The sequence below is a fragment of the Ruegeria meonggei genome (genome assembly GCF_900172215.1).
Lineage (GTDB): Bacteria > Pseudomonadota > Alphaproteobacteria > Rhodobacterales > Rhodobacteraceae > Ruegeria > Ruegeria meonggei.
Map to the genome: position 1 here is coordinate 127,188 of NZ_FWFP01000005.1, position 20,002 is coordinate 147,189.

The 20,002-nt window shown below is 58.5% G+C and carries 18 protein-coding genes; 11 read left to right on the forward strand and 7 right to left on the reverse strand.

Annotated features, from left to right (window positions below; genetic code table 11):
* Positions 1-52 precede the first annotated feature (52 nt).
* Together RUM8411_RS09655 and ilvA are read left to right on the forward strand one after the other, a co-directional pair.
* The gene (locus RUM8411_RS09655) at positions 53-823 is read left to right on the forward strand and encodes a hypothetical protein (protein WP_085822489.1); all 771 of its coding nucleotides are present in this window, start codon (positions 53-55) and stop codon (positions 821-823) included.
* Between the two features lie 58 nt (positions 824-881).
* Positions 882-2,108: a threonine ammonia-lyase IlvA gene (gene ilvA, locus RUM8411_RS09660; protein WP_085822490.1), complete on the forward strand. Its 1,227-nt coding sequence runs from the start codon at positions 882-884 to the stop codon at positions 2,106-2,108.
* Here ilvA and RUM8411_RS09665 read toward each other — a convergent pair.
* On the reverse strand, positions 2,105-2,434 hold the full coding sequence (locus tag RUM8411_RS09665; protein ID WP_085822761.1) for an Hpt domain-containing protein: 330 nt from the start codon (positions 2,432-2,434) through the stop codon (positions 2,105-2,107). The two genes, ilvA and RUM8411_RS09665, sit on opposite strands and share 4 nt — an antisense overlap.
* A gap of 156 nt (positions 2,435-2,590) precedes the next feature.
* Between RUM8411_RS09665 and RUM8411_RS09670 the strand changes: the two genes are divergently transcribed.
* Positions 2,591-3,862, forward strand: a complete 1,272-nt coding sequence (locus tag RUM8411_RS09670) for a PP2C family protein-serine/threonine phosphatase (protein WP_085822491.1) — start codon at positions 2,591-2,593, stop codon at positions 3,860-3,862.
* On the opposite strand, the gene RUM8411_RS09675 is transcribed toward RUM8411_RS09670, so the two are convergent.
* Positions 3,859-4,302: an NUDIX hydrolase gene (locus RUM8411_RS09675; RefSeq protein ID WP_085822492.1), complete on the reverse strand. Its 444-nt coding sequence runs from the start codon at positions 4,300-4,302 to the stop codon at positions 3,859-3,861. The two genes, RUM8411_RS09670 and RUM8411_RS09675, sit on opposite strands and share 4 nt — an antisense overlap.
* A 76-nt stretch (positions 4,303-4,378) precedes the next feature.
* Between RUM8411_RS09675 and hslO the strand changes: the two genes are divergently transcribed.
* From hslO to RUM8411_RS09715, 8 genes are all read left to right on the forward strand, one after another.
* Positions 4,379-5,356: an Hsp33 family molecular chaperone HslO gene (hslO, locus tag RUM8411_RS09680; protein WP_085822493.1), complete on the forward strand. Its 978-nt coding sequence runs from the start codon at positions 4,379-4,381 to the stop codon at positions 5,354-5,356.
* Entirely contained in the window at positions 5,340-5,945 is a 606-nt protein-coding gene (locus RUM8411_RS09685; RefSeq protein WP_085822494.1) for a CoA pyrophosphatase, read from the forward strand. The genes hslO and RUM8411_RS09685 overlap by 17 nt, the downstream gene beginning before the upstream one ends.
* Positions 5,942-7,096 carry a CCA tRNA nucleotidyltransferase gene (locus RUM8411_RS09690; RefSeq protein ID WP_085822495.1) on the forward strand — a complete coding sequence of 385 codons (1,155 nt, stop codon included), beginning with the start codon at positions 5,942-5,944 and terminating at the stop codon, positions 7,094-7,096. The genes RUM8411_RS09685 and RUM8411_RS09690 overlap by 4 nt, the downstream gene beginning before the upstream one ends.
* 197 nt (positions 7,097-7,293) lie before the next feature.
* Positions 7,294-9,132 carry an ABC transporter ATP-binding protein gene (locus tag RUM8411_RS09695; RefSeq protein WP_085822496.1) on the forward strand — a complete coding sequence of 613 codons (1,839 nt, stop codon included), beginning with the start codon at positions 7,294-7,296 and terminating at the stop codon, positions 9,130-9,132.
* Positions 9,129-10,961 (forward strand): ABC transporter ATP-binding protein, encoded by a 1,833-nt coding sequence (locus tag RUM8411_RS09700; RefSeq protein WP_085822497.1) that lies wholly within the window; start codon positions 9,129-9,131, stop codon positions 10,959-10,961. Before RUM8411_RS09695 ends, RUM8411_RS09700 begins: the two co-directional genes overlap by 4 nt.
* A 39-nt stretch (positions 10,962-11,000) precedes the next feature.
* A complete protein-coding gene (locus RUM8411_RS09705) occupies positions 11,001-12,230 on the forward strand; it encodes a class I SAM-dependent RNA methyltransferase (RefSeq protein WP_085822498.1) in 1,230 nt (409 codons plus the stop codon).
* A gap of 14 nt (positions 12,231-12,244) precedes the next feature.
* Positions 12,245-13,030 carry an ion transporter gene (locus RUM8411_RS09710; RefSeq protein WP_085822499.1) on the forward strand — a complete coding sequence of 262 codons (786 nt, stop codon included), beginning with the start codon at positions 12,245-12,247 and terminating at the stop codon, positions 13,028-13,030.
* A gap of 61 nt (positions 13,031-13,091) precedes the next feature.
* A complete protein-coding gene (locus tag RUM8411_RS09715) occupies positions 13,092-13,610 on the forward strand; it encodes a L,D-transpeptidase family protein (protein ID WP_085822500.1) in 519 nt (172 codons plus the stop codon).
* Here the strand turns inward: RUM8411_RS09715 and RUM8411_RS09720 are convergent.
* The 5 genes from RUM8411_RS09720 to galE form a co-directional block, all read right to left on the reverse strand.
* A complete protein-coding gene (locus tag RUM8411_RS09720; protein ID WP_085822501.1) occupies positions 13,594-15,039 on the reverse strand; it encodes a nodulation protein NodH in 1,446 nt (481 codons plus the stop codon). The two genes, RUM8411_RS09715 and RUM8411_RS09720, sit on opposite strands and share 17 nt — an antisense overlap.
* 6 nt (positions 15,040-15,045) lie before the next feature.
* Positions 15,046-16,746 carry a DUF5927 domain-containing protein gene (locus tag RUM8411_RS09725; RefSeq protein ID WP_085822502.1) on the reverse strand — a complete coding sequence of 567 codons (1,701 nt, stop codon included), beginning with the start codon at positions 16,744-16,746 and terminating at the stop codon, positions 15,046-15,048.
* Positions 16,743-17,729 (reverse strand): glycosyltransferase family 2 protein, encoded by a 987-nt coding sequence (locus RUM8411_RS09730; RefSeq protein ID WP_085822503.1) that lies wholly within the window; start codon positions 17,727-17,729, stop codon positions 16,743-16,745. Before RUM8411_RS09730 ends, RUM8411_RS09725 begins: the two co-directional genes overlap by 4 nt.
* Before the next feature lie 146 nt (positions 17,730-17,875).
* Positions 17,876-18,943, reverse strand: a complete 1,068-nt coding sequence (locus RUM8411_RS09735) for a glycosyltransferase family 2 protein (RefSeq protein ID WP_085822504.1) — start codon at positions 18,941-18,943, stop codon at positions 17,876-17,878.
* A 7-nt stretch (positions 18,944-18,950) separates the two neighbouring features.
* On the reverse strand, positions 18,951-19,934 hold the full coding sequence (gene galE, locus RUM8411_RS09740; RefSeq protein ID WP_085822505.1) for a UDP-glucose 4-epimerase GalE: 984 nt from the start codon (positions 19,932-19,934) through the stop codon (positions 18,951-18,953).
* Positions 19,935-20,002 lie beyond the last annotated feature (68 nt).

A 20,002-nucleotide genomic window follows, 5' to 3' on the forward strand; every position in this document is an offset into this window, starting at 1 on the left:
GGTGATACGGGCGCAACAAGAACAAGGATTGGTTGAAAGGGTAGTTTTCAGGATGCTGGGCTGGACGATTTTTTCGCATTCAGTGCGAATGGTGTTTAACAATATGCAGCAGGCCCTTCAGATCGGGCTGGTGCCCAGTGTTGCAGCGGCAGTCTTCAGCACAACCGTATTGCATTTCACCGGCGCGGACGCGGTTACGCTGAACGCATCAGATTTAACTGCCGCACCAGAAAGTGCGATTTTGGTGCTTGGCACCGCACTCGCAAGTTTTTTCGTCACCATTTGGATTTTTGTCGCATGGCATCGTTTCGTCTTGCTTGAAGAGTATCCGGTTGGATGGGTGCCTGCATTTCGGGTGGACCGGTTTTTCGAGTACCTTGGATATACGTTATTGCTGTTCGGTGTCCTGTTTGTCGCGGCGATCTGTTTTGCGGTGCCAGTTGTGCTGATCGGCGCGATACTGTCGGTAATTCCCGGATTAGGTCTTATCGTCCAAGTGGTGCCGCTCTTTGTGCTTGTTCTGGTCTACGTCGCCTTTCTTCGGTTCAGTCCAGTTTTGCCAGCCGCCGCGATCGGAGTGCCTTTGGGCTTGGGCGCAGCCGCAAAAGCGACGGCCGGAACCAATGGCATGCTGATCTTGCTTGCGACAATCCTTTTGCTTGTGCAGGTGGGTCTAGCAGGGATTCTCATTCTTGCCCTGCAGGTTTTGCCAATATTGGGCATCGCAAGCCAGACGATTATCGGACTGGTGATGTCGCTGGTGAATGTAAGTGTATTGACCGCGATGTACGGCGTCTTCGTCGAGAAACGCGAACTCACCTGACTTGCGTACACATATGTATTCCTTGCCCTTGTCGCAGTGATGCGGCACTGAAACGATCATGAGCGAATTCATGACCCGCGCCCGCACAGCCGAACAGGCGATGCGCACTGTGTTTCCGGCCACGCCGTTGCAGCGCAATGCCCATTTGTCCGACCGCTATGGTGCCGATATCTGGCTTAAACGCGAAGATCTCAGCCCGGTGCGGTCCTACAAGATCCGCGGCGCCTTCAACGCCATGCGCAAACAGCAAGGGCAAGAGCTGTTCGTCTGCGCCAGCGCCGGCAATCACGCACAGGGTGTGGCCTTTATGTGCAAGCACCTGGGTGTGAAGGGTGTGATCTTCATGCCGGTGACCACGCCGCAGCAGAAAATACAGAAGACCCGCATCTTTGGTGGCGACAATATCGAAATCCACCTGATCGGAGACTACTTCGACGACACGCTTGCCGCTGCGCAATCATGGTGCACGCAGCAGGGCGGGTATTTCCTGTCGCCGTTTGATGATGAGGATGTGATCGAAGGGCAGGCCTCGTTGGCGGTTGAGATTGAGGTGCAGTTGGGGGCTGTGCCTGATCATGTCATCCTGCCGGTGGGTGGGGGTGGCATGTCCTCGGGCGTGGCAACTTGGTTCGGGGATCGCACGCATTGCCTGTTTGTCGAACCCAAAGGCGGGGCCTGCTTGCACGCCGCGATGGCGGCAGGGCATCCGGTTGCGTTGGACCGCGTCGATAATTTTGTCGATGGTGCGGCGGTGGGGCGAATTGGTGAAAAGCCGTTTGAATTGCTGAAAGACCGTCACCTGTCAGATGTTCTGGTCCTGTCTGAGGACCGCATCTGCACCACGATGATCGAGATGCTGAATGTCGAAGGCATCGTTCTGGAGCCGGCCGGTGCGCTGGCGATAGAAGCGATAGGCGATGTGCAGAGCTTTATCCGCGGCAAGACCGTGGTCTGTGTCACGTCGGGCGGCAATTTCGATTTCGAACGCCTGCCCGAAGTGAAAGAACGCGCGCAGCGCTATTCCGGCGTCAAAAAGTATTTTATCCTGCGTCTGCCGCAGCGCCCCGGTGCGTTGAAAGAGTTTCTGGGCATTCTGGGCCCCGAAGACGACATCGCCCGGTTCGAATATATGAAGAAATCGGCGCGCAATTTTGGTTCGGTTCTGATCGGGATCGAAACCCGCAAGCCCGAGAACTTTGCCCGCTTGTTTGCGCATCTGGATGAGGCGGGATTCACCTATACCGACATCACCGAGGATGAGACCCTGGCGCAGTTCGTGATCTAGGCCAGATTGGCCGTCAGCTCGGCCTGAAACGCTCTGCGGGATTCGTCATAAGCCGTTAGAATGGCAGGCAGATCGACCTCTGCCGGGTTGCCGGCTGCGGCATTGCGCTCTCCGTCCTGGCATAATCTGGAAAACCGGTCGAACCCGAGGCTAAGCGCGCTGCCTTTGAGGAAATGCAAGTTTTGCTCAAGGTCACGCCGGGCGGTATCATTGTTCAGTCGCTCGATGGCTTCCTGAACTTCATCAAAGAAAATCTGCACCACTTCACCGAATTCACTGGCACCAACCTCATCGCGCAGCTGTATGACTCTGGTCCAGTTGATCACGACCGTTCCCCGCATGGCATAGTAATTCGTCTATGTTTCCGGGCTGAGGGTAAAGGACAGGTTAAGCCACGTAACCCTGCGGCCTTCACGGGATGTTAAACCGCTGCGCGTTACGGTCGCATCACTCCGTGTAACGTCGCAGGGCAGAGGGTTCAGGTGGCAGAGGTCAGTCAGGCAAACGCCAGGGCAGAGTTGGATTTTGGTGCGATCCAAAAGGTGCTTGTTGTTGACGACAGCCGCCTGCAACGGAGGATTCTTGTCGCGTCTCTCAAGAAATGGGGGTTCGAAGTGCTTGAGGCCGACAGCGGTGAAGCCGCCCTGAACATGTGCACAACCGATCCGCCGGACCTTGTTGTCAGCGACTGGATCATGCCAGGGATGAGCGGGCTGGAGTTTTGCCGGTCTTTTCGGGCGATGGACAGCGATCAGTACAGCTATTTCATTCTGCTGACCTCAAAAAGTGAAAAGCAGGAGGTGGCGCGGGGGCTTGATGCGGGGGCGGACGACTTTCTGATCAAACCGCTTGAGGCAGACGAATTGCGCGCGCGGATCTCGGCTGGGGCGCGGATTCTGGATATGCAGCGCGAGCTGTCCGAAAAGAACCGCATGATCGAAACGGCGCTGGATGAGCTGAAGCTGGCCCATGATGCGATCGACAAAGACCTGATGCAGGCGCGGAAGATTCAGGAATCGCTGGTGCCGGAACTGATGCGGGATTTCGGCGGCTCTCGGGTCAGTATGTTGCTGAAACCCTGCGGCCATATCGGCGGCGATCTGGTGGGAATGTTCTCGCCCGGGGTCAATCGGCTGGGTTTCTACAGCATTGATGTGTCGGGGCACGGCATCACCTCGGCGATGATGACGGCACGGTTGGGCGGGTATTTGTCCAGCAGCCATTTCGATCAGAACCTGGCGATGGAAAAACGCTTTGACAAATTTTATGCGCTGCTGCCGCCTGAACAGGTGGCCGAAACCCTGAATTCCCGGCTGATGGCGGATGCGGGCGTCGAAGAATACTTCACTATGGTTTATGCCATCATCGACCTGCGCAACGGGCATCTGAAGATGGTGCAGGCGGGGCACCCGCACCCCCTGTTGCTGCGCGGGGACGGCGGTACCCAGTTTCTGGGCGAGGGGGGGCTGCCGATCGGGCTGTTGCCGGATGTCACGTTTCAGCGGACCGAAACCTATATGAAACCCGGCGACAAATTGCTGCTTTATTCAGACGGGTTTACTGAATGCAGCCTTGCAGACGGCACTTTGTTGGAGGAAGACGGGTTGCGCGCCATGGCGTTGGATTGTGCGCCTGACCGCAGCGGGACCGAGTTTCTGGACGATATGTTCTGGCGCCTGACGCAAGCCATGGCGCCTGGAAACGGTATGGATGACGACGTGTCTGCCGTGTTCTTTGAATATGACAAGGCTTAAAGCCGCTGTAGATGCAGGGTGGCGAAATGGCGATCCCCGCCATTACCCAGCATCTGGGCCGCATCCGCCGTGTCCATCCACAGGGCATCGTGAAATGGCTCGGTCGGGGGCCCGATATGACGCACCGGGCGGGCTCGATAGATCAGGCATATCTTTTCGGCCCACAGGTCATACTCGGGCATATAGGTAAACCTGCGAAACGCTCCGATCCGGCGCGGGGCTGCTACCAGCCAGCCGGTTTCCTCGTACACTTCGCGATGCAGCGCTGTAATTGGCGATTCGCCCGGATCGATCCCGCCACCGGGCAATTGCAGATCCGGACCGGGCTCCGTCTGGCAGGTCAGCAGCAAATGTCTACCGCGCGGCAAAATTCCATAGACACCCACGCGTCTTGTATATTTGCGCCCCGCTTGAGGGGTTTCACCGAACCGTCTGATCATGTATGGCCCCTTAAAACCCGAAATGTTCGACCTATATGCTGGCGGTATGCCAACCTGTGGCGTGTAAGGAAACCCCATGTCTCTTGGAACTAAAATCGCGTGGGACGATACAGTCCTGCCTTTTCAACTTGATGTATCGGATATGCGCGGCCGTATAGCCCGTCTGGATGGCGTGCTCGACGGCATCCTGAAACAGCACGACTATCCGGAAAAGATCGAAGCTCTGGTGGCTGAGATGGCCCTGCTGACTGCACTGATCGGTCAGACTGTCGCGCTGCGCTGGAAGCTGTCGCTGCAGGTCCAGTCCAAGGGCGCAGTGCGCATGATTGCCACCGATTACTACGCCCCGCAGCAAGAGGGTGAACCGGCCCGCATCCGCGCCTATGCCAGTTTCGACCGCGATCGCCTGACCGATGGCGCGCCGTTCGATCAGGTGGGCGAAGGGTATTTCGCTATCATGATCGATCAGGGCGAAGGAACACAGCCTTATCAGGGCATCACTCCGCTGGCCGGTGACTCGATCAGTGCCTGTGCTGAGGCATATTTTGCGCAATCCGAACAGCTGCCGACGCGGTTCTCGCTGAGCTTTGGTAAATCAACCGAGCAGGACGTTGAAGAACACTGGCGTGCGGGCGGGATCATGCTGCAGCACATGCCCAAGGCCTCGCCCTTTGTCGCCGCAAGCGAAGGCGAAGGAGAAATCCTGTCGGCCAATGATCTGGTGGACGGCGAAGAAGGCGAGAACTGGGGCCGCGTCAATATCCTGCTCGATACGGTCGACGAGCTGGAGTTGATCGGACCGTCGATTGCGCCCACTGATCTGCTGGTTCGGCTGTTTCACGAGGAAGGGCCGCGGGTCTATGACGCGCAATCCGTGCAATTCGGCTGTACCTGTTCCGAGGATCGTGTGCGGCAAAGCCTGTCGATCTACTCGGCCAAGGATATCGAAAAAATGACCACGCCCGAAGGTTTGGTCACGGCCGATTGCCAGTTCTGTGGTGCCCATTATGTGCTGCAACCCGGCACGGTTGGCTTTGATGCCGACGACGCCTGATCCAACAGATCTGCTGCGGGCGGCCCTGCGCCGCCCGGGTACCGGGTCCAGCGATTTTGATCTGAACCCCGATGCTAGTCTGCCCGAAGGGCGCAAACTGCGCCCCGCGGGCGTGTTGGTTCCGATCTCGGTTGTAGGTGATACGCCGCGGTTGATCCTGACGAAGCGGTCCTCGGCCCTGCAACATCATCCGGGCCAGATCGCCTTTCCGGGCGGCAAACAGGATGACGGCGACGCCGATGTGACCGCGACTGCCTTGCGTGAAGCGCAAGAGGAAATCGGCCTACCGACGGATCTGCCCGAGGTTCTGGGTCATTTGCCGACCCATGAAACGGTGACTTCTTTCTCGGTGACGCCCGTTGTTGCGATCCTGCGGGCGCCATTCCAGCCTGTCCCAGAGCCCGGCGAAGTGGACGAAGTGTTTTCGGTTCCGCTTGCACATGTGCTGAACCCTGAGAATTATATCGTTGAATCGCGCCGGTGGCGCGGTCAGAAACGGTATTATTTCACGGTGCCGCTAGGCCCCTATTACATTTGGGGGGCAACGGCCCGAATGTTGCGGGGATTGGCTGCGCAGGTGGGGGAATGACGCAAATCACAGAAGGCTGGGTGTCTGTCCCGGCGACGCAAAAGGTTTGTGCGGCCCTGACCGCTGGCGGGGCACAGGCCTTGTTTGTGGGCGGCTGCGTGCGCAACGCGCTGCTGGGTGCGCCGGTCGCCGATATCGATATCGCCACCGATGCACGCCCAGAGCAGGTGGTGGAATTGGCGCAGGCAGAGGGTCTCAAGGCCATTCCCACAGGGATTGAGCACGGCACGATCACAGTGGTCAGCGGTGGCATCCCGCATGAAATAACCACTTTCCGCCGCGATGTAGAAACCGATGGCCGCCGCGCTGTTGTGGCCTTTTCCGACACCGTCGAAGAGGACGCCGCACGGCGCGATTTCACCATGAACGCGCTTTATGCGCAGCCTGATGGCACTGTGTTAGACCCTCTGAACGGGCTGCCCGATTTGCTAGCACGCCATGTGCGCTTTATCGGAACGGCCGAGAACCGCATCCGCGAGGATTATCTGCGCTCGCTGCGCTATTTCCGGTTTCATGCCTGGTACGGCGATGCCGAGGCTGGGTTTGACCCGGACGCTCTGGCTGCCATCGCCGCCCATCTGGATGGGCTGGCCGGGTTGTCCCGCGAACGGGTAGGGGCCGAGCTGCTGAAACTGCTGGGTGCCCCCGATCCTGCGCCCTCGATTGCGGCAATGCGTCAGGCGGGTGTTCTGGCACAGCTGTTGCCCGGGGCGGATGACCGGGCGCTGGCCCCTTTGATCGCGCTGGAACACCAGGCCGGAGCCGATCCCGAGCCGATCCGCCGGTTGGCTGCCATCGCCGCACCGGAAATCGCAAAGTCCCTGCGCCTGAGCAAAGCGCAGCTGCAGCGGCTGACCCGCATGCGGGATGAGGCGTCAGGCACAGCCAGCATCGCCGAATTGGGCTTTCGTTATGGCGATGAGGGCGGGATGCACGAAACCTTGCTGCGCTGTGCATTTCTGGAACAGCCGTGGTCCGAAGACATGCGCCACGCGCTGCACTCTGGGGCTGCTGCGGATTTTCCCATACAGGCTACCGACCTTATCCCGACTTTCACCGGCCCTGCGCTGGGCAAGAAACTGGCCGAGCTCGAATCCCGTTGGATTGCATCCGGCTTTACCCTGACGCGCGACGATCTGCTGGGCGGTTAGAATGAAGTCTCAAAAAGGGATGACAAACAAATAATATTGTGGTTACGTGCGCCTGTTACATGAATTGGAGGGAGGCATGCGTATGTATTACGGGATCTGGGACAGCTAACGCTGGAACACTTTGACCCGTAAGGGTGGTGTTCTGGCGCCATCTTTCTTCGCATGACCATTTTTCTGCTCAAACCGGAGCACTCTCCATGTTTCGCTATTTCGAAAACCTTGTAGACCCTTTTGTCGCCTATAAAGAATCCGACACGCCGCCGACACGGTTGTGGCCGTTCATGCTGGAATACTCCCGCCCTTTCATGCGGGTGTTTTTCTGGGCCGGGCTGATTTCCATCGTTGTCGCCACGGTTGAGGTCGGCCTGATTTATTATATGGGTCGGGTGGTTGACCTGCTGTCCGGCGCGCCGACCGAGGTTTGGCAAACTCACGGCACAGAGCTGATTCTGGTGGCTGTGTTTGTATTGCTGTTGCGCCCAATTCTGCATGTTGTGGATGTGCTGTTGCTGAACAACACGATCCTGCCGAACTTTGGCACGCTGATCCGGTGGCGGGCGCATAAACATGTGCTGCGCCAGTCTGTAGGTTGGTTCGAGAATGACTTTGCCGGACGTATCGCCAACCGGATCATGCAGACCCCGCCCGCTGCAGGCGAGGCGGTGTTTCAGGTCTTTGACGCCATCTCGTTCTCGCTGGCTTATCTGATCGGGGCGGCGATATTGTTGATGGCGGCTGATCCACGGCTGCTGTTGCCGTTGCTGATCTGGTTCGCGCTGTACGGTCTTCTGGTGCATTGGACGGTTCAGCGTGTTGGCCCAGCATCGCAAGCGGCATCCGATGCGCGCTCGGCTGTGACGGGGCGTGTGGTGGACAGCTATACCAACATCCACTCGGTCAAGATGTTCGCTCACGGTTCGCAAGAGCTGGAATATGCCCGCGAAGCCATCGAAGAAACCCGTCGCACCTTCATGGTCGAGATGCGGATCTTCACCGTTATGGACGTGGTTCTGGTCACGCTGAATGGCTTGCTGATCGTCGGCGTTGTTGGCTGGGCCATTGCCCTGTGGATGCAGGGCAGCGCATCCGTCGGTGTCGTTGCGGCGGCAACTGCATTGACCCTGCGGCTGAACGCGATGACCGGCTGGATCATGTGGGCGCTGACCAGTTTCTTCCGCCAGCTCGGCGTAGTGGCCGAGGGGATGGAGACGATTGCCCAACCCATCGACCTGCTGGATGCGCCGGATGCAAAACCGTTGCAACTGACCGATGGTCAGATCGAAATCCGCGACCTGTCGCACCACTACGGGCGCAGAACCGGGGGTCTGGATCACGTCAATCTGACGATCCAGCCGGGCGAAAAGATCGGTCTGATCGGTCGGTCGGGTGCCGGGAAATCGACTCTGGTAATGCTGCTTTTGCGGTTTTATGACGTCGAACAGGGGGCGATCCTGATTGACGATCAGAACATTGCGGGTGTGACCCAGGACAGTCTGCGCGGCCATATCGGGATGGTGCAACAGGACAGCGCATTGCTGCATCGCTCGGTCCGCGACAACCTGTTGTATGGTCGGCCCGAGGCGACCGAAGAGCAGATGATCGCCGCCGCCAAACAGGCCGAAGCGCATGAGTTCATTCTGAACCTGCAGGATCCGCAAGGCCGGACCGGTTATGACGCGCATGTGGGGGAACGAGGCGTAAAGCTCAGCGGTGGTCAGCGACAGCGGGTGACGCTGGCGCGGGTAATCCTGAAGAATGCGCCGATCCTGTTGCTGGATGAGGCAACATCGGCGCTGGATTCCGAGGTCGAAGCGTCCATTCAGGAAACGCTCTATGGCATGATGCAGGGCAAAACCGTGATTGCCATTGCCCACCGGCTGAGCACCATTGCCCAGATGGATCGGATTCTGGTGATGGATGGTGGTCGGATCGTCGAACAAGGCGACCATGCTGAACTGATGGTACAGGGCGGGCTTTACGCCCAGTTCTGGGCACGGCAATCTGGCGGCTTCCTGAACACGGAGGCCGCAGAATGAAGGTTGCCGACCTCATAGACCCGTTCAAAAACATCGGAACGCCCCCACCGCAAACGCTGGGGGCGTTTATCCGCTGGTGTCTGTCGGGCGCCTGGCCAATGATCTTCATCGCCGCCGCCTTTTCGGCATTGGCCGGTGCGATGGAGGCCGGAACCGCGTGGATGCTGGGGCTGGTGATTGATCTGGCGACCGAAAGCGGGCCACAGAACTTCTTGTCCCCCGCCAATCTTAGGATGATACTTGGCGTGGCGGCGTTTTTCATGTTGCTGCGCCCTGTGTTCTTTGGCCTGTCGGCATATTCGAACAACTATGTCGTTATGCCCAACATTCCGCCGCTGGTTCTGGCCAAGTTGAACCGCTGGACGCTGGGCCAGTCAGTAACCTATTTCGACGACGATTTTGCGGGTCGTATTGCGCAGAAACAAATGCAAACCTCGAACGCGATGGCCTCGGTCGTGTCCGAGACGATCAGCGCGATTGTCTTTGCGCTGGCCTCGCTGGCGGGATCTTTGCTTTTGTTAGGGTCTATTCACCCTCTGGTCATGTTGCCTTTTGTTGCCTGGCTGGTGGTGTATTCGCTGCTGATCCGCTGGTATCTGCCGCGTATTCGCGCGCGTTCCGCAGCGCGGGCCGGGGCGCGGGCGATGGTGTCAGGGCAGGTGGTCGACACGATCACCAACATCAAAACCGTCAAGCTGTTCGCCCATTCCAAATTCGAGGATCAGGCCGCGCAGACGTCCATGGTTGATCTGCGCGAAAAGATGCTGGCCTTTGGCAAGCTGTCCGCAAGCTTTCGCTTTATCCTGATGGTGCTGGCCGGTGTGCTGCCGGTTCTGTTGCTGGGTGCAACCTTACTGTTATGGCAGGGGGGTTCGGCAACGACGGGTGATATCGTGGCAGCCGGGGCGGTCTCGGTCCGAATCTCGCAAATGACCGGCTGGGTCAGTTTCACGCTTATGGGGCTTTACGCCAACGTGGGTGAGGTCGAAAACGGCATGAAAACCCTGGCCAAGCGCGACCGGGTGGAAGATGCGCCGGGCGCAGTTGAACTGGACGTGACCCAGGGGCAGATCGATTTCTACCACGTCAGCTTTGCCTATGGCCGTAATGTTGGTGGTATATCCGACGTCACCATGACCGCGCGCCCTGGCGAAAAGCTGGGCATTGTCGGGGCCTCGGGTGCGGGCAAGTCGACCTTGGTGTCTTTGCTTCTCAGGCTCTATGACGGGGAAAATGGCGCAATTTGCATCGACGGACAGGATGTGTCGCGGGTGACACAGGACAGCCTGCGCCGTCAGATCGGTATGGTGACGCAGGAAACGGCGATGTTTAACCGCTCGGCCCGGGACAACATCCTGTATGGTCGTCCCGATGCCTCGGAAGCCGATATGATCGAGGCTGCCCAAAAAGCGGAAGCGCATGAATTCATTCTCAGCCTGCAGGATGCGCATGGGCGCACCGGCTATGATGCGCATCTGGGTGAGCGGGGCGTTAAACTCAGCGGCGGGCAGCGCCAGCGGATCGCTTTGGCCCGTGCCATCCTTAAGGATGCGCCGATTTTGGTGCTGGATGAGGCGACTTCGGCCCTGGATTCCGAAGTTGAGGCCTCGATCCAAACGGCATTGCACCGGGTGATGCAAGGCAAGACCGTGTTGGCGATTGCGCATCGGCTGTCGACGCTCAGCGAAATGGACCGGATTATCGTTCTGGATCAAGGGCGGATCGTGGAAACCGGCACCCATGATGCGTTGCTGGAACAGGGCGGACTGTATGCGCGGTTCTGGCATCGTCAGTCGGGTGGCTTCATTCAGGCGGAAGCTGCGGAATAAGGCTTTTGTTGCGCGCTAAGCCCCGGTATCAGGCCCCTTATGACGCAGCAATTCACTATAGCCCGCCTTGGCCATCAGGGCGATGGTATCGCAGATGGCCCTGTTTATGCGCCCCGTACCCTGCCGGGTGAGGTGGTCAGCGGCACCTTGGTTGATCAGGTTCTGACCGATATCCGGGTCGAAACACCGTCAGATCAGCGGGTTAAGCCGCCGTGCAGGCATTACAAATCCTGCGGCGGGTGTCAGTTGCAGCATGCTGCGGACGGGTTCGTGGCCGACTGGAAGGTGGAAGTTGTGCGGACCGCGCTGGCTGCACAGGGGTTAGAGGCGGTGATGCGCCCGATCCACACATCACCCGAACGCTCGCGCAGGCGGGCAACAATTGCCGTGCGGCGGACGAAAAAGGGTACTCTGGCCGGGTTCCACGGTCGCGCCTCGGACACGATCACCGAAATCCCCGATTGCCATCTGCTGGATCCCGCCCTGATCGCTGCTATTCCGGTGGCCGAGGCGCTGGCGCTTTTGGGCGGCAGCCGCAAAAGCGTTCTGGCCGTGACACTGACCCTGTCCGAGGGTGGTTTGGATGTAGCCGTAAGGGGCGGCAAGCCACTGGACGGCCCCTTGGAATCGATACTGGCGCAGGCCACCGAAAAACACGGATTGGCGCGGCTCAGCTGGGACGGTGAGGGGATCGCGATGCGCCATGCCCCGGTTCAACGGTTCGGCCCTGCCAATGTTGTCCCGCCGCCCGGGGCGTTTTTGCAGGCCACGAAAGACGGAGAACAGGCTCTATTAAAGGCTGTTTTGCGGGCGACTGAGGGTGCCAAGCGCGTTGTGGACCTGTTTGCGGGCAGTGGCACATTCTCATTGCCTTTGGCCCAATCGGCAGAAGTGCATGCCGTCGAAGGTGACGCGGCGATGACACAGGCATTGGATCAGGGTTGGCGCCGGGCGCAGGGGCTTAAGCAGATCACGACTGAGGCACGCGACCTGTTCCGTCGTCCTCTGATGCCAGACGAGTTGACCAAAATAGATGCCGTCGTGCTGGATCCACCCCGTGCCGGGGCCGAAGCGCAGGTAAACGAACTGGCACAGGCCAAACGACCGGTGATCGCCTATGTCTCGTGCAACCCGGTCTCATTCGCGCGGGACGCAAAAATTCTGGTTAATGCGGGCTATACCCTTGAATGGGTACAAGTGGTTGACCAATTTCGATGGTCGTCACACACGGAACTTGCCGCGCGGTTCAGCCTGAGCCCCAAAACCTGATAGGAGACCGCCGAATGGGGTTCACCCACCGCTTGCTGAGCATCATCGAAGCCCCGGCCTTTGGGCGGTTCATCACTGGTGTCATTATCTTTAATGCCGTGCTGTTGGGTATGGAGACGTCACCCACCCTGATGCAGGCAGCCGGCCCGTTGATTGTCACGCTCGACAGTATCTGTCTTGCGATTTTCGTGACCGAGATCGGAATGAAGCTGATTGCCACCGGGCGGCGGTTTTTCACCAGCGGGTGGAATATCTTCGATTTCCTGATTGTTGGCATCGCATTGGTGCCCGGCGGTGCGGGCCTGTCGGTCCTGCGGGCACTGCGTATTTTGCGGGTCTTGCGCGTCATCTCGGTGGCGCCGCGGCTGCGGCGGGTGGTCGAGGGGTTCATCTCGGCCTTGCCGGGCATGGCCAGCGTGTTCCTGTTGATGGCGATCCTGTTTTACATCGGCGCGGTCATATCAACCAAACTGTTCTCAGCTTCGTTCCCTGTGTGGTTTGGCGATCTGGGCCTGTCGGCCTACACCCTGTTCCAGATCATGACGCTGGAAAGCTGGTCGATGGGCATCGTGCGCCCGGTGATGGAGGTCTATCCCTATGCCTGGCTGTTCTTTGTCCCTTTCATCATGGTCACCACCTTTGCAGTGGTGAACTTGCTGGTGGGCCTGATCGTGAACTCAATGCAGGACGCGCACCATGCCGAAGATGAGGTGAAAACCGACGCCTATCGCGACGAAGTGCTGGAACGGCTGGAAAGTATCGAACGGCGGTTGACGGAACAGGCCCACAGCAAAAAGTGATTTCAGTTTTTCAGTTTTCTGGCATAATACCTGAAAAAAAGAGCAGTAGCAGGCAGTGAACATGGATCGTCGCGTATTTGGATTGGGTGCTATGGCAACGCTGGGCCTTTCGGCCTGTGCCTCGGCAGGCCCACGGTTTTTAGCTTATGATGGGCCTCAGGTGACCTCTTTGGTTATCAACAAGGGCGCGCGGAAGATGTATCTTCTGCACAACGAACACGTCCTCAAGGAATACAAGGTCGATCTGGGTTTTGCGCCTAATGGCACCAAAACCAAGCGCGGGGATGGCCGTACGCCCGAGGGCAGCTATCTGATCGACCGGCGCAACCCAAACAGCCGCTATCACTTGTCGCTGGGGATTTCATATCCGAACTCAAGCGACATTGCGCAGGCCAAGGCGGCCGGGGTTGATCCCGGCGGTGACATATTTATCCACGGTCAGCCCAAACGTCGTTCGGAACTCAAGCGTGCCAAAAAGACACCGGATTGGACTGCGGGCTGCATCGCCGTCAAGAATGAAGAGATTGAAGAGATCTACGCGATGGTGAACCGCGGCACGCTGATCACTCTGCGGGCGTAAGCGGCTTCCAACCCCCAAACCCAAATTGCAAATAGTCGCGCTGGTAGGCCTCGGCCGCCAGCGTTTCCAGCGCGTCGTCATAGACCTCGCTTAGAGCAAAGGGCATATCCGCTGGGCTTAGACCGGGTGAAGGCGCGGTGACCTGCCCCATTTGTCGGCCCAGATTTGGCAGGGCAGTGGCGATCTCATCCTCGCGCAGAATGAAGTCGGGCTGGGCAAAGGCGGTTATCCCTTCGATCACCTGTGACTGGCTGCACCACACCCCGTCCACCCGCACCGGTGTTTGCCCCGACAGATTCTGACGCAGGAATGTCAGAAAGGCCGAGAACGCCTCGTGGTGCTGATCGCGCGAATAGTTGTCCGCGCGCAGTTGGCCGGGGATCGGAATCTTGAACCGGTTGCGTAATACGTTGCGGATTTTCAGATATGCTCCGGGTTCAGTACTCAGGATGTATGAGCAGAACGCGGAATGCGCCCGCGCCAGAGGGTGTCGCAGCACGGTGAACTTTCGATGCCCGGGATGGGCTTGCATCCAACGTCTTGTCTGCTTTCTGTTCTGATTGGTGATCAGCTTATCGGTGCCGACCCCATCCAGATCAGCCAGCCATTGGGCAACGAGCCCTTCGATGCCGCTGCGCACTGGCAGATACATCAGCGGTGTTTTGGGCGCGATCACGTAATTGCCAACCGCCGGACCACGCCTTGGTTCGAAGTTCGGCGTGCGGTGCAGGTTGAAACTGTCGATCCGGGCCAGCGCACCCTCGGTCTGATCCGGGTTTGTCACCTTGGACAGGGTAGGATCGGGGTTCTGCGGCTTGAGAGTATCGTCAATGGCCGTCAACCGGGCGGTGATGCCAAGCCACGCGGCCAGACCATTCAGGGCGTCCAGACGGTTAAGATCGTCGTAAGCGATGTAAAACCCGGTCTGCCCGGTGTCCTGCAACTGGTGCAGAATCGTCAGTTGAAACCCCTGTTGTTGATCGAGATAACTCTCGAACTCTTTCGGGTCAAATTCGATCCGCGCGTCGCGGCGGCGTTTGATGTTTTTCAGCTGCCACTGTTTGGTTTCGCGCGCGATTTTCAGCGAGATATAGCTTTCCAGCGGATTGCGCGTCAGGATGATCTTGGCGCAGCGGGGGTCAGACAAAACAGGCTCTAACACACGTGGATCATGGCCCTGGAAAAAGCGAAACCCGTTCAACGCACCCGGGGCGGACTTGATTGCCCCGATCAGTCTTTGCGGGTCATTGTCGCGATCCTCAAGCGAGATATCCAGCAGGCTGTCCGACTTGAGCCGCCCGATGAAATGCGGGTTGAACGCCTCACCATGGCAGGTGACACCGTCCAGCGCATTCAGGTTGGCCTCAAGCAGGTTCGAACCGGTCCGCATGGCCGCGAGAACGACAAAGTAATCGAAATTGGGTGTCATAACGGACTATTGCACCAGATAGGGTTTTCGGTAAGGCCGGATCCGCGTGCCAAACACATCGTCTGTGGGAAAGTCACCCATCATATAGGGGTGCATCCCCTGGTTCTTGAGGTTTTGCAGGAACTTTCCAAACCCGGACAGGTCCACCATGGTCGGCGCTTCGGTCAGGTGGCTGGCGTGGACGGTTCCAATCTCTTCGATCACCAATTGCAGCGGCTCCATCGGAGATTCCACAAAATCGGCCAGCGACCAGCTGCGTATCCGCGCTTTGGCCCAAACTGAACGTAGCACCTCAATCTGTTTGGCTTCGACCTGTTGCAGGTGGGCCGCCGCAGTCCGGATATCGGCAAAATTCAGGTTTGACCGAAACAGCGGGATAGCCCAGGCGCCGGTAATGACCGAAATCTGCGCATTCTTGTCGCGCGCAAGGAACCAGTTGATTTTCTGGGTATCCCCCGGGCCGAACTGAAAACACTGCCGTTCGCCCCGGGTGTTCCACACCAGATTTGAGAGAAAGGCCGTTGGGTTATAGTCCCGCAACACCGCGCAATCGCTGAGCGCGCCGTTGATGATCGTCTCACCACCCGAAAACTCGGCACGCTCGGGACCGAAAAGATGGCCGTGAACGCGGGTGCCGGTGGTTTCGGTCAGCCACTGCTCAAAATCCTCAAACAGCTCAGCAAAGCCCTGAAATACTGAATAGGGGAAGGAGGTCAGGCCGTTTTCGCTGCCGTGACGAGGAAAGCGGCTTTGCATATACAGCCCGTCGCGCCCCCGCGTGCGCCGCTCGACCGCTTTGGAAAACACCCGGTCGATCTTGCCGGGATTGGGTTCGGCCGGTTTCATCGCCCCGGCCTGATCGGTCAGAAAGGCCTGATACAGGCGGTCCGCATGGGACCACGCCTTGCGAGCCACAAAGCAGTCGGACCGGCGCAAGAGCTGCAGATGGTCGTCATAGTAGATATGTGGACGCCCCTGATAGTCGAACTTGGACAGGGTCAGAGACCGGCTTTCGATATGTGTTGAATAGAGCCGCGATAAAGTCTGGAAATAGCTTTCATCCGGAATCCACACGCGCCGGAAATAGCGGTCATAGGTCTGCCGCCTCGGGTCCTGCAGAACCGCCGAAAGAGTCTGGCGGGTCAGGCACCACCATTGGCTGCCCATATGCGGCATGATCCCGTCGGGGATGCGACGGCGCATCCCGGTGGCGCGTTGAAACTTAACATAGGCGTCGAACAGTTTACGGTTTTTGCGCCACGAAAACGGGAAGCGCAGGGTGAATCTTTCCTGATCCAGCCCACCGATGGTCCAGCTGACATCCGCAGTGGTGGCGCTTTCGATGAAATCGACGCGGGGCCGGTCCAGAAGATAGTCGATCAACTCGTCCACCGGCCGCAAGGGCAGGCAGGCACCCGAGGAAAGATAGACGTGATGCACATCCGGAAACGCCTCGAGCATCAGCTCAGCCGCGGACTGTGACGCCGCGACGATGCCCCATCCGCCCCATTCACAGACGTGGCGGTCTGAAAAACGGATCAGCGGCTCATCCGCGCATGCGGTGACGAAATCGGAATAGACCTTGTCGGAAACTTTTTGATCCACATGGATTACCACAGGGCAGCCCGACGCGGTCCAGTGACGTGCGACCTGTTCGGCCCGGTGCAGCGCGGTGTGGACCAGCATGAGGATGCCAAGACTGCTCATGCCCAGTTGCCTTTTGACATCAGGCCCAGAATCTCAAGTTGTCGCCAGTTAATGTATTTCTCGGACCGGTCGCACCAGAATACGGGCTTGTCGGCCAGTTGTTCAGCATAGGCGCGGTATTCGCCCGAGCGGCGATAGTGCTGGCCGCGCTGCAGTTCCTCTTTGGCTTTGTCGCCCAGGGTGTTGATCAGCTTGGCATGCAGCAACGCGCCACTGGCCTTTTCCCCACCCCATTCATCATACACCTGGTTCAGGCCGCGCGGCAGCAGCGAATGGGTCGAGCTGACGTAAACATATCGCCGGTCCCACTTCACCAGCGGGATCTTGTTCAGTGCCGGTGCTTTGGCCGGGTTGTCCCGAAAGAACACCCGAGCCCGCGGACCGCCCTGTATCCAAAGATTCCCGTAATCGGGGTTTTTGGTGATCATGTAGTTCCCCGCATCGAACCACCGGGCGATTTGAAACGGATCCTGTCCTTCGTGATAGGTTTCGGCATCCACCGGACCTTGCGGGTACATGTCGATCAGCATGGTGCCGAAACTGCGTACGGCGCAGCCGTTCAACCAGTCCGTCAGGGCGCGGATAGGTCGGGTATCGCAGAACGGATAGATAAAGAACTCATCAGGGTCGACGGTCAGAACCCAATGGTCGTGGGCATATTTGCGCAGCAGATAGTTTGACCAGTCAGTGCCAAACGTGGCGCGCTTGTAACTGGCGTTGGTATGCCAGACCGACACATCCGGCTGATCGCTCAGATAGTCGCCAGTGCCGTCGTCGCTGTCATTGTCGATGAACAGAAAATGGTTGATGCCCAGCTTGCGGTAATAGTCCAGAAAATACGGCAGGCGGATCTTTTCGTTCCGCACCACACTCATCAACAGGATATCACTGCGTTTGATCTTGGCAGTGTTGTCGGCGACGGACTTCAAATCCCGACGTTTGCGCAGGCAGCGCATCAGGCGACGCTTGCGCCGCAACCTCATCCGGTATGAATCCAACAGACTCACGCGGCTGTTCAACCTTCTTGTCTACGCGAGCATGCCCGGGGTCTGGACAATCCAGAGTGGTGCCGGACAATTGCTGACTTATGCCATTTTTACATCTTTCAAAGCAACGACTTTAAAAACCGTTAGCCGGATGCGTTGCTTTCGTGTTGTTTCCAGCTGATCTGTCCCATCAACCCCAGTTGCTGTAACTGCGCCCAACCCTCATAGCGAACCGAGCTCGCATGCCACATGTCGGGCCGGTCCCCAATGGCATCATAGTATGTCCCAAATAGGTCGGGATCATGAAAATGCTGACGGCGCAATTTTTCGGTTTTTGACCTGCCGACCACTTCGGGCAGGAATTTGGTGTGAAGCAACACGCCCGAGGGGGCATTGCTGCCCGGCCCGTCATACGCCGCGTTCAGGTACCGGGGCAGTGCGGAATGGCACGAGTTTACGTAGGCAAAGCGTCGTGACCAGTGCACCAATGGGATTTTGTTCAACGTCGGCGAATGCCGTTTTCTGTCAGCAAAGAACATACGTTCCCGAACCCCGCCCTGAACCCAAAGATTGCCCAGCGGGCTTTGCCGTTGCACCCGAAAAGGACCGGAATCGAACCAGGTTAGAACCTCGGCAGGGTCGGTTAAAGGGTCGTAATCTTGCGCACCTAGCGGGCCTTTGGGATAGAGGTCCAGCAGCAACGCGCCAAAGGCGGTGCGGCCCTGATGGTCCAGCGCCGCGGTCAGATCATGCAGGGATTTGCGGTCGTGATTTGGGTAGATCAGCAGCTCATCCGCATCCACCATCAGGGTCCAGTGGCCGTGCCCATGGCGCATCTGCAGCCAGGTCAGCCAGTCCAGGCCATAGCGGGCATCGCGATAGCTGGCACCGGTTTGCCACAGCGACACATCCGGCTGGTCCAGCAGATATTCGACAGAGCCATCGCTGCTGCCATTATCGACAATCAAAAACTGACCCACCCCCAGCGTGCGATAGTGGCGCAGAAACCAGGGCAGGCGGGTGACTTCGTTACGCAACGTGGTAAACGCAAGAATATCGCCTGACCCAATCCGCCCGGTCCGATCGCTGAGGCTGCGCAGTTGACGGCGGCTGCGAAAGGATCGCCACAAAAGCCGTTTGCGTTTCAGCCGCAACCGGTACTTCTGTGCCCATCCGATGGGTGGGAGCTTATCGGTTGCCGCGCCTGTCACCTACCGCTCATTTGTCGTAGTGACCGTTTTGATGCCAGCGCCATGCATCGCCGATCATCGTCTCTAACGTTGATCTTTTCGGGGTCCAACCCAGCTCCTCTCCGGCGCGGACCGAGCCTGAGACCAGCTTGGTGCAATCCCCGGCGCGGCGCGGGCCGATGGAATAGGGCACCTCGCGATTGGTGACGGCTTTGGAATGACCGATCACCTCCATCACCGAAAACCCGCTGCCGGTGCCCAGGTTGAAGACCCGGCTGCCCTTGCCCTGTTCCAGCCAATTCAGCCCCAGCACATGGGCGTCGACCAGATCGCAGACATGCACATAGTCGCGAATGCAGGTGCCGTCAGGCGTGTCGTAATTGGTGCCAAAAACGGTCAGCCCGTCGCGCTTGCCGTCAATCGCGTCCAGCATCAGCGGCACCAGATGGGTTTCGGGTCGGTGGAACTCACCTACATCGCCGTCGGGGTCGGCACCGGCCACGTTGAAATAACGAAAGATCACATGGTTCAGCCCATGCGCGGCCTCGAAATTGTGCAGGATATCCTCGATGGCGCGTTTTGAGGCGCCATAGGCATTCAGCGGCTCTTGCGCTGTGTTTTCGTCCAGCACCACATTGTCATGTTCGCCATAAGTGGCGCAGGTCGATGAGAACACAAAGTCCAGACATCCTGCGGCCACCGCGGCCTCGATCAGTGTCAACGAGCCGGTCACGTTGTTGGACCAGTATGTTCCAGGCTGAGACATCGCGTCACCGACCTGGCTGAGGGCGGCGAAATGCATCACGGCGGCGGGTTGGTATGTGGCAAACACCTCATCCAGCCGTGCCCGATCCAGCAAGTCGCCCCGTTCAAACGGTCCGAATTTCACCGCGTCCTGCCAACCGGTGATCAGGTTATCATAGGTTACCGGGGTGTATCCGGCACGAGCCAGCGCCTTGCAGGCATGGGATCCGATATACCCGGCCCCGCCGGTTACCAACACGTTTGTCATTGCAGATCCCAAATTGTCGCAGTGTCGACACAAAGCCAACGCGGAGCCGCGGAGTCACGGGGAAAACG